This is a genomic window from Flavobacterium sp., assembly GCF_023151265.1.
Lineage (GTDB): Bacteria > Bacteroidota > Bacteroidia > Flavobacteriales > Flavobacteriaceae > Flavobacterium.
Genome location: NZ_JAKLJH010000091.1, coordinates 1 through 10991, shown reverse-complemented (window position 1 = coordinate 10991; position 10991 = coordinate 1). Strand labels below are relative to the sequence as shown.

Sequence of the window (10991 nt, the reverse complement as noted above, 5' to 3'; positions counted from 1 at the left end):
CAACAGCCCAACCTGATCAAGTTTATAAGAACGAAATTAGTAAAAAGTTTGACATGCTTGTTTTTGGTGCGGAACAAGATAAATTAGACTACAAACTTTCAACCTGCTGTAACCCTATTCCGGGTGATGAAGTATTTGGTTTTGTTACTATTAATGAAGGAATTAAAGTACACAGAAAAGATTGCCCAAATGCCATTAGTATGCAATCCAATTACGCTTATAGAATTATTCCAGCAAAATGGATTGACTCATCACAAGAAGAATTCAAAGCTATTTTAAAAATTACAGGAATGGATATTTTAGGACTTACGAATGACTTAACTAAAGTAATTTCAAGTCAAATGAACGTAAACATTCAGAGCATTTCCTTAAGTAGTGAAGCGGGAATTTTTAATGGACAAGTGGCTGTGGTAGTTCAAAACAATACGATCTTAAAAAAGCTAATCGAAAACATCAAAAAAGTAGATGGAATTGATAAGGTGACTAGGGTTTACAATAATTAACAAAAGTTAATAACTATAATTTTCTAATTAAACTTAGGATTTTATTCAAAGCAAAAATAACACTATCTTTGCCAATATTTCATTTATCAATACGATGGAAAACAAAAATCAAGAAATTGTAAAGAACGTTTTTACTAAATTTTTAGAAGAAAAGGCGCACCGTAAAACACCTGAACGCTACGCTATTCTTCAGGAAATTTACAATACTGCCGAACATTTTGATATCGAATCTTTATATATCAAAATGAAGAATAAAAACTACCGTGTAAGTAGAGCCACACTTTACAATACAATCGAACTTTTATTAGAATGTGGTTTGGTGCGTCGTCATCAGTTTGGACAAAACCAAGCACATTACGAAAAATCGTATTTCGATAAACAACACGATCACATTATTTTAACTGATTCTGGTGAGGTTATCGAATTTTGTGACCCAAGAATTCAACAAATAAAACAAACCATGGAAGAAATGTTTGGAATTGATATTTCAACTCACTCACTTTACTTCTACGGAACAAAAAAACAACAATAACTGATATTCATAAATAAAAAAATGCGTACAGACAAGTCAATGACTTGTCTCTATCCAAAAAAACAATAACAACTAACTACAAATAATAAACAACAACACAATGACTGTAGACTTACTACTTGGATTACAATGGGGCGACGAAGGAAAAGGAAAAATCGTTGACGTTCTTACCTCAAAATATGATATTATTGCACGTTTTCAAGGTGGACCAAATGCGGGACACACTTTAGAATTTGACGGAATCAAACACGTTTTAAGAACGATTCCTTCTGGAATTTTTCACAAAAACGCTATTAATATCATTGGAAATGGAGTGGTAATCGACCCAGTAGTTTTCCAAAAAGAAATTGAAGGTTTAGCAAAATTCAATATGGATGTTACAGCTAAATTATTCATCTCTAGAAAAGCACACTTAATTTTACCAACACACCGTTTATTAGATGCCGCTTCTGAAGCATCAAAAGGAAAAGCAAAAATTGGTTCTACTTTAAAAGGTATAGGTCCAACATACATGGACAAAACTGGTAGAAACGGACTTAGAGTTGGTGATATCGAATTAGAAGATTTCAAAGAAAGATACAGAACTTTAGCGGACAAGCACGAAGCAATGATTGCTTTCTACGATGTAGAATTACAATACAACTTAAAAGAAATGGAAGATGAGTTTTTTGCAGCAGTAGAAGACTTGAAAAAATTAACTTTCATTGATAGCGAAGAATATTTAAACAAAGCCTTAAAAGAAGGAAAATCAATCCTAGCTGAAGGAGCTCAAGGTTCTTTATTAGATGTTGATTTTGGAACGTATCCATTTGTAACTTCTTCAAACACTACAGCAGCTGGAGCTTGTACTGGTTTAGGAATTGCGCCAAACAAAGTAAAAGACGTGTTCGGAATTTTCAAAGCATACACCACTCGTGTAGGTAGCGGACCTTTCCCAACAGAAGATTTCGAAGAAGCTGGACAAACTATGGCTAAAGTAGGTAACGAATTTGGTTCAGTTACAGGACGTGCGCGTCGTTGTGGTTGGTTAGATTTAGTGGCTTTAAAATATGCGGTACAAGTAAATGGTGTAACGCAATTATACATGATGAAAGGCGACGTACTTTCTGGATTTGATACGTTACAAGTTTGTACAGGTTACAACTACAAAGGACAAGCAATTCAACATTTACCATATAACATCGAACCTGAAAATGTAACTCCAATTTTCACAGAAATGAAAGGTTGGAAAGCAGATTTAACAGGAATGACGACGTATGATGAATTACCACAAGAATTAAAAACATATATTGAATTCATTGAAAAAGAAGTCGAAGTGCCAATCAAAGTAATCTCGGTTGGACCAGACAGAAAACAAACTATAATAAAATAATTACAAAAAACGCTTTCAATTGAAAGCGTTTTTTTTTTATCTTTACTAAAATCATACCCTAAATTATGAAGAAAATAGCCGTTTTATTTCTTTTTTTAATACTTGCATCATGTTCAGATGACGGAGATGATAATGTAATTCAAAATCCAAATCGAGAATTAACAATCTTAAAAGTTGATTTTTTAACCCATACTTTTGAAGGTGGAAATAGCTTTGAATTTAACAACATTGCTATGACTAACTCCTTGCCTATTGAAGAAACCTATCTTACATTAGGCGATTATGGGAATTACACTTTAAAATACACTCCAACCAGTGAAGTGATATTTGATGGACCTATTACATGGATGGGAGGTTCTTATGACCTACCTCTAGATTTTGATTCATCTGATTATGAAACTACGACATTAAATCCAACTATCGATTTAGATGAAATAGAATATTTTTTACCTACCGCAGATGTTTTGGCTGGTGAAGGATATACAAACTTTGATTATACGAGTGTTTGGAATTCCATCAAAAATCTTCAGGTTACCAATGATTGTCTAAATAATAATGGAAAAATTGGATTTGTACTTTATACTCCCGCAATAGGCTTATTTCAACCAGAAGTTGCTTATTGGTTAGTAATTCTTTACAAATAAACTAATTTTCAAATACTATAAAGTGATAAAATATTCTTAATTATCAGTGGCTTTTCGAGTTTTTACTTAAATTTGGCTCAAAATAAATGCAACTTGAAAAACACATTTTTATATATCGCCTTTTTATTACTTACCGTGACCTTTTCGGTAGCCCAAGAAAAGAAAAAAATCATCATTGAAAATTCTGATTTTGTTGATAAAAATCAAACCGAAATCCCAGGAGCTACTGTATTTACAGGAAATGTTCGCATTATTCACAATGGTGTAAAAATGAATTGCAACAAAGCGTATCATTTTGAAAAGGAAAATTACGTAAAAGCATTTGGAAATGTTCAAATGAATCAAGGCGATACCATTACCATGAACAGTCGCTATGCAGAATATAATGGTGATAAAGAATTGGCTTTTGCAACAGGTGATGTCGTTTTACGTTCGCCAGAATCAACTTTAACTACAGATACTGTTTATTTCGACAAGAAAAACCAACAAGCTTTTTACAATACATACGGCACTATTCGCAATAAAGAAAATACCTTAAAAAGTAAATCAGGGTATTATTATGTTGACCAAAAAAAATACAAATTTATAACTGCTGTTACTGTTACAAATCCTGAAAGTACAATCAAAACCAACAACTTAGATTATTACGAAAATTCTGGACATGCTTATGTTTTTGGACCTTCAACCATTACAAGTAAAGAAAACGTAATTTATACTGAAAACGGATTTTACGATACTACAAACGACATTGGGAAACTCTCCAAAAATTCAAAAATAACGCTTGATAACAAGATTATTGAAGGAGATGATTTGTATTACGACCGAAAGAAAAATTATTCGAGAGGCATCAACAATGTAAAAATAACCGACACCATCAACAATGTAATTGCTACAGGTCATTACGCAGAATTGTACCGAAATGCTGCAACAAAAAAAGATTCGATGATTTTAACCAAAAGAGCTTTAGTAAAAACTTTGGTTGAAAAGGACACTTTGTATATGCACGGAAAAAAAATCATTGTTTCGGGTCCGCAAGAAGACCGAGTAATTCGTACTTTTAACAATGTTCGTTTTTATAAAAGTGATATCAGCGGAAAATGCGATTCGCTTCATTCTAACAATAAAACACAATTGACGAAAATGATTGGAAAACCTATTCTTTGGAACAACGAAAACCAAATGACAGGCGATATCATGCATTTAATTGGGAACAATGAAACGCAAAAATTAGATTCACTAAAAGTACTCAACAATGCCTTTATTATCCAAAAAGACAGTCTCAGTAAAAATGGTTATAATCAAATAAAAGGACAAAATTTATACGGGAAATTTATTGATGGAAAACTGAAGGAAGTCGATATGGTAAAAAATGCTGAAGTCATTTATTATATGTACAACGATGCCAATGAGTTTATCGGAATCAACAAAACAGTTTGTAGTAAAATTAATTTGGAATTAGAGGAAAATAAAATTGACGCTATAACTTTTTTTAAAGATACCGATAGTCATATTTATCCAGAGACCGAATTTCCCGAAAACGCTCGAAAACTCAGAGGTTTCTTATGGCGCGGCGATGAACGAATTTTATCTAAAGATGATATTTTCCCAGCAGACGAAGTTGAATTAGATGACAAAATTCAAATCGAAGCAAAAAAGAAAGCCATTGAAGCAGAAAAACCAATGGAAATTCTTCCAGAAACTCTAGAATTCGACGAAAACAAAAAAGCCGAAGAAAAGAAAACCGCAAAAAAACCAGAAGTAAAAAAAGTAAAAAGTAATAAATAAAAATGATAAGCTTAATTTAACTAATCACTAATTACTTTTCACTTATCACTAAATTATGATTGAAGATTTTTTTAAATACCAAGCACAAACCTCACCTCACCCATTAGCCATGGAAATTTCTCACGCTGAGGGTTCTTATATTTACGATACAGATGGCAATGCCTATTTAGACATGGTTGCCGGAGTTTCAGCAAACACATTAGGACATCAACCACAACGCGTGAATGATGCTATCAAAAAACAATTAGACACCTATTCGCATGTAATGGTGTATGGCGAATATGCCCAACATCCAGCAACAGAATTATGTAAATTGTTAGCCGAAAATCTACCCTACCCGCTTACAAAAACCTATTTAGTAAATTCAGGAACGGAAGCTATTGAAGGCGCTTTAAAATTGGCTCGAAGAGTTACAGGAAGAAGTCAATTAATCTCATGTCACAATGCTTATCATGGAAATACTATGGGAAGCATGAGTGTGATGGGATTTGAAGAACGCAAGCAAATATTTCGCCCGTTAATTCCTGATGTGGATTTTATTACGTTCAATAATGAAGCGGATTTAGAAAAAATCACCACTAGAACAGCTGGAATTTTATTAGAAACTATTCAAGGTGGTGCCGGATTTATTGAACCTCAAAATGATTTTCTTAAAAAAGTACGCCAACGTTGTGATGAAGTGGGCGCTATTATGATATTAGATGAAATCCAACCCGGATTTGGTCGCACAGGAAAACTTTTCGGATTCCAAAATTACGATGTTATTCCAGATGTAGTGGTTATGGGAAAAGGAATGGGTGGAGGAATGCCTGTTGGAGCTTTCACCGCTTCAGCCGAAATGATGGATTTACTAAGTCATGATCCAAAACTTGGACATATTACCACTTTTGGCGGACATCCTGTCATAGCGGCAGCGAGTTTGGCAACGTTACAAGAAATAACGGAAACTAATTTAATGCAAGAAACTTTAGAAAAAGAACAACTTTTCAAGAAGCTTTTAGTGCATCCGTTGATCAAGGAAATTAGAGGTCGAGGGCTTATGTTGGCTGCGATGACAGATTCTCCTGAGATTACAAATGAAGTAATTTTACGCTGTCATAAAAGAGGTGTTATTTTATTCTGGCTCCTTTTCGAAGGTTGCGCTGTTCGAATTACACCGCCATTAACCATTAATAATGAAGAAATTACAAAAGGATGTGGCATTATTATTGAGGTATTAAATGAGATAGAAAAAGAAATGAAGTAGGAAGTTGGAAGATGGGAACTAGAACTTTTTAATCTTAAATCAATTTTGAACTTAAAATTGTTAATTAAATTGTTTAAAACAATTCAATCCCCAAACCACTACCCCAATATTATTCCTTAATTTTAATAAGGATAAAATCATAAAACGAAGCGCTATGAATTTGAGTCACGAAGAAGAAGAAAACAGCTTGTCCTTATCTAAATTTGAATCGATGTTAAAAACCAATAAAGTTTTTTTCTTTGATTCAGAGGAGTTTGAAGATATCATTCTTCATTACATGGATACGGGTCGATTGAATTTGGCCAAAAGAGCGCTTAAATTAGGTTTAGAACAACATCCAAAATCTACCGGATTAAAATTAGTTCAGGTAGAAATGTTGGTTTACGAAGACAAACTCGAAATTGCTGAAAAGTTACTAAACGAGTTATACGCTATTGAACCAACTAACGAAGAAATCTACATTCAAAAAGCCAATATTTATTCAAAAAGAGACGAACATGAAAAGGCTATTTCTTTTCTAAAAATCGCTTTGAAATATACGGATGACTATGCTGATGTGTATTCCATGATTGGAATGGAATATTTATTCATGGATAATTTAGAAATGGCAAAAGAAAACTTCATCAAGTGTTTAGATGAAGATACCGAAGATTATTCAGCACTTTACAACGTAGTTTATTGTTTTGATTTCTTAGATCAGAATGAAGATGCAATCATTTATCTAAACAGATTCATTGATAAAAATCCGTATAGTGAAGTGGCTTGGCATCAATTAGGACGCCAATATTATGCGTTGAAAAACTACGAAAAAGCAGTTTGGGCTTTCGATTATGCGACATTAATTGACGAAACCTTCTTAGGTGCGTACATGGAAAAAGCAAAATCATACGAAAAACTAAAAAAGTATCAAGAAGCTATTGATTGTTACAATGTTACACTAGAATTAGATGACCCTTCTTCATTTGTTTTACTTCGTGTAGCAAAATGTTATGAACGTTTAGGAAACACCGAATTCGCATTAAATTATTACCTAAAAACAGTTCACGAAGACCCATTGTTAGACAAAGGTTGGATTGCAATTACCGATTTTTATATTCGTCAAAAAAATTACCAAAAAGCGTTGTATTACGTTAACAAAGCGATTGGAATTGATGGAGATAACTCACTATACTGGAAACGTTTTGCCGCTGTAAACAGTGCTTTACATTTCTTTGAAGAAGCAGAATATGGCTACCGAAAAGCATTTGAAAGTGGCGATATTAATCTAGACACGTTCACACTCTGGACGGATGTTTTACAATATTTGGGCGAATTTGAAACCGCTATCGAAATCCTTTTAGAAGCTAGTAATGTTTTACCAGACGAGTATGAAATGGAATATCGTTTAGCTGGATTGTACTTTTTAACAGATGATGTTACCAAAGGAAATCTTCACCTAATAAATGGTATGAAATTAAATCTAAAACAGCTTACTTTGTTTCAAGAATTATTCCCTGTAGTTTGGGAAAGAACCGAAGTTCAGAATACGATTGCAAAATTTAAAAAATAGAAATAAAAAAACATATTAAAAAACTGTTTGTCAAGCTGAACTCGTTTCAGCTTCTTTTATGATAAAAATTAAGATTCTGAAATAACCCCGAAGTTTCGGGACAGAATGACAACTGTTAACTTTTGAAAAATTACTATTTATTGTCATGAGAAAACTTTTTCCCGATTATCTAATTATTACACTTAAAGGTTTAGCCATGGGAGCTGCCGATGTAGTTCCAGGTGTTTCTGGAGGAACTATTGCTTTTATTTCCGGAATTTATCAAGAATTAATTGATAGCATAAATAATGTGAATCTTTCGGTCTTAAAAACATTAAAAAAAGACGGATTAAAAGCCGCTTGGAAACAAGTAAACGGAAGTTTTTTATTGGCTTTATTAACCGGAATCGGAATTAGTATTTTGACTTTTTCTAAAGTGATTACGCATTTATTGGAAACCCAACCTATTTTAGTTTGGTCGTTTTTCTTTGGTTTAATTATCGCAAGTATTACTTTAATTTGGAAAGAAATTACGCGTTGGAAATTAGTTGATATTCTCTTTTTATTAATTGGAATTACCGTTTCCTACTACATTACAATTGCACGACCAGTGAGTTCTCCTGATAGCTATTGGTATTTATTTTTATCTGGATTTATTGCTATTATTGCCATGATTTTACCTGGAATTTCAGGAGCCTTCATTTTGCTTTTAATGGGTTCGTATGAAACTGTAATTGGAACAATCAATACATTTAGAGAAGGATTAACCACAGCTAATTCAGAAATTCTAGTTTCAGCTTTATTAAAACTAGGTGTTTTTGCTCTTGGTTGCATCATCGGATTGAAATCGTTTTCTAAAGTATTACATTGGATGTTTGAACATCATAAAAACACCACATTAACCTTATTAGTAGGATTCATGGTTGGTTCTTTGAATAAAGTTTGGCCTTGGAAACAAGTTTTAGAAACCAGAATCAATAGTCATGGTGAAGTGGTGCCTTATATCGATAAAAGTATTTTACCTCAAAATTTCAATGGTGAACCGCAAATTACCATGGCGATTATATTAGCAATTTTAGGATTTGTATTGATTTTTGGAATGGAAAAAATGGCAAGTAAATTGGGGAAAAACTAATTTTTCATTCAAAACCTGTAAATTATATTTAAGAAATGAATAAATCTATAAAAGTAAGGGCTAACTTAAAATTAATATTAGTTTTTAGTTTTTTTAGTGTATTTCTTTTTGGATTACTTTCATTTCATATGTTTAATAGATTTATTGAAGAATCTAAAATAAAATTTGATATTCCAATTTTCTTATTTTTTTGCTTGTTTATCGTTCTTCTTGTTACTACTACGCTATTTACACTCCATTTTTTTTCGAACATTGAAGTAAATCAAAAAGAAATAATTATAAAAAAACTTTTTTCAAAAAAGGCAATCCTAATTGAGAACATCAAAAATATAATTCTTTCAGAAATTAATGATTCATATGAAATATTAGTAGATAGCACTAGAATACAATTAAAAAACGACGAAATCATTAACTTGTATTCATTTAAATATCAAGATTTTTTCAAATTAAAAATCGTATTAAACTTCATTGATGAATCTATAAAAAGCGAGAGTACAAAAATTATTAAACTGAATTTAGATTCCATTTTACCCCAAAAAAAGGTATTCAAAATAAATTCAGATAACAAAACTAAAACATTTAATTTTTCTCATATTTTATCTGTTACTGGAATAATTTTTTATGGTTTGGTTATAATAATTCTTTACCCATTTTTTCCAATAGAAACCTTGAATATTTACACTACTTTACAAACAATAGTTTTAATCACTTTTTTAATTCTATTACTCTCAAACGACATGAACTATTTCATAATTAGTGATAACTATCTAATTGTAAAAAACTCTATCCGTTTTTGGGAGAAAAAATATTTTGATTTAAATGAAATTGAATCAATTAATATTCATCGTCATTTTAAACAATCAGGAAAAACAGTAGTCATCAAAACAAAACTATTTGAAAACAGAACATATTCATCTGATAATTTATTAAATAAACATTGGGAAGGTTTTAAAATTGAATTAAAGAAAAATAATGTTGCAGTATTTGATGATAGCGATAGAATTTCTAAAAGAGTAATTTATTAAAACTGCTATTCTTCTATTTGTTTATGTTAAGTTAATTTGATTTTTTTATTAAAATTCAACGTGTGTTTTGTAGATGCAATCTTTTATCATAAATTTACAGAATAACTGCATACTATTTTAAAACTTCAATAATGAAAAAGAAAGCAAAAAAACAGTTGAAATTTGGCCTAATTGGTCGAAACATAAGCTATTCTTTTTCAAAAAAATATTTCAATGAGAAGTTTGAAATTGGTCATTTTGACAATTGCGAATACAAGAATTACGACATTGAAAGCATCAAAGAGTTACCAAAGATAATCAATGAAATTAAAGGGTTACGTGGTTTAAACGTTACCATTCCGTACAAAGAAGAGATTATTCCGTATTTGGATAAATTATCGAAAACAGCGGAGAAAATTGGCGCGGTTAATTGCATTACGATTTCCAAAAAGAAAAAACTAAAAGGCTACAATACCGATTATCACGGATTCAAAAAATCGATACAACCTTTACTGAAAGAACATCATAAAAAAGCGTTGATTTTAGGAACTGGTGGAGCAAGTAAAGCAATCGCTTACGCATTACGAAGTTTAAAAATCGAATACGATTTTGTTTCCAGAACAGCCGATGAATTTCAATACAAATATGAAGAATTAGACGCAGCTATTTTTGAAGAATATACCATTATTATCAACACCACACCGGTAGGAACACATCCAAATGTGGACGATTGTCCGAATTTAGATTACAGTTTGTTTACCAAAAAACACATTGCCTACGACTTAATTTACAATCCAGAAGAAACTACATTTTTAAAAAAGGCTAAAACTCAAGGTGCCGTGACGAAAAACGGTTACGAAATGTTGGTTTTACAGGCGGAGAAAGCTTGGAAGATTTGGAATGAGTAGATTATGATATTTGTAGTTTCAATTTTATTACTGATTCTTTATGCTTTCAAAATCAAAGATTGGAAGAAAAATGATTATAGATTAAATCAAGAACTATCGATTTATCTTAAATATTTACACTATTTAACGATTACTATTACAATTGTTTTATTAATTCTTGAACTTCAAATTAGAGGGATTTGGACAGGAAGAATAGTAACATTCATTGCTTTACTTTCGGGGATTTTCTATAATCTTGTTGCTCAAAAATCAGTTTTAAACAAATTAGAAAAAGCGTACTTTAGTTTTCTCAGTATTTTACCTCTTATTTTTCCTTTATTACTTCTAATTCCAT

At 31.5% G+C, this 10991-nt stretch carries 11 protein-coding genes; all 11 read left to right on the top strand.

Features of this window, described 5'->3' with window-relative positions; genetic code table 11:
• The coding region (locus L6Q46_RS09440) for an ACT domain-containing protein (protein WP_363315875.1) at window positions 1-503 on the top strand (503 nt) is incomplete at its 5' end.
• 94 nt (window positions 504-597) lie between these two features.
• Complete coding sequence (locus tag L6Q46_RS09435) at window positions 598-1035, top strand: transcriptional repressor (protein WP_111566744.1); 438 nt, start codon at window positions 598-600, stop codon at window positions 1033-1035.
• Between the two features lie 100 nt (window positions 1036-1135).
• Window positions 1136-2407 (top strand): adenylosuccinate synthase, encoded by a 1272-nt coding sequence (locus L6Q46_RS09430; RefSeq protein ID WP_291284094.1) that lies wholly within the window; start codon window positions 1136-1138, stop codon window positions 2405-2407.
• Window positions 2408-2472: 65 nt separating this feature from the next.
• The gene (locus tag L6Q46_RS09425) at window positions 2473-3051 is read left to right on the top strand and encodes a hypothetical protein (RefSeq protein ID WP_291284093.1); all 579 of its coding nucleotides are present in this window, start codon (window positions 2473-2475) and stop codon (window positions 3049-3051) included.
• A gap of 93 nt (window positions 3052-3144) precedes the next feature.
• Window positions 3145-4836 carry an OstA-like protein gene (locus L6Q46_RS09420; protein ID WP_291284092.1) on the top strand — a complete coding sequence of 564 codons (1692 nt, stop codon included), beginning with the start codon at window positions 3145-3147 and terminating at the stop codon, window positions 4834-4836.
• A gap of 55 nt (window positions 4837-4891) precedes the next feature.
• Window positions 4892-6082: an aspartate aminotransferase family protein gene (locus tag L6Q46_RS09415; protein WP_291284091.1), complete on the top strand. Its 1191-nt coding sequence runs from the start codon at window positions 4892-4894 to the stop codon at window positions 6080-6082.
• A 154-nt stretch (window positions 6083-6236) separates the two neighbouring features.
• Window positions 6237-7631: a CDC27 family protein gene (locus L6Q46_RS09410; RefSeq protein WP_291284090.1), complete on the top strand. Its 1395-nt coding sequence runs from the start codon at window positions 6237-6239 to the stop codon at window positions 7629-7631.
• A gap of 145 nt (window positions 7632-7776) precedes the next feature.
• Entirely contained in the window at window positions 7777-8745 is a 969-nt protein-coding gene (locus L6Q46_RS09405) for a DUF368 domain-containing protein (RefSeq protein ID WP_291284089.1), read from the top strand.
• A 35-nt stretch (window positions 8746-8780) separates the two neighbouring features.
• Window positions 8781-9770 carry a hypothetical protein gene (locus tag L6Q46_RS09400; RefSeq protein WP_291284088.1) on the top strand — a complete coding sequence of 330 codons (990 nt, stop codon included), beginning with the start codon at window positions 8781-8783 and terminating at the stop codon, window positions 9768-9770.
• A gap of 131 nt (window positions 9771-9901) precedes the next feature.
• Entirely contained in the window at window positions 9902-10657 is a 756-nt protein-coding gene (locus tag L6Q46_RS09395; RefSeq protein WP_291284087.1) for a shikimate dehydrogenase, read from the top strand.
• A 3-nt stretch (window positions 10658-10660) separates the two neighbouring features.
• Window positions 10661-10991: hypothetical protein (locus tag L6Q46_RS09390; RefSeq protein WP_291284086.1), on the top strand; the 331-nt coding region annotated here is incomplete at its 3' end.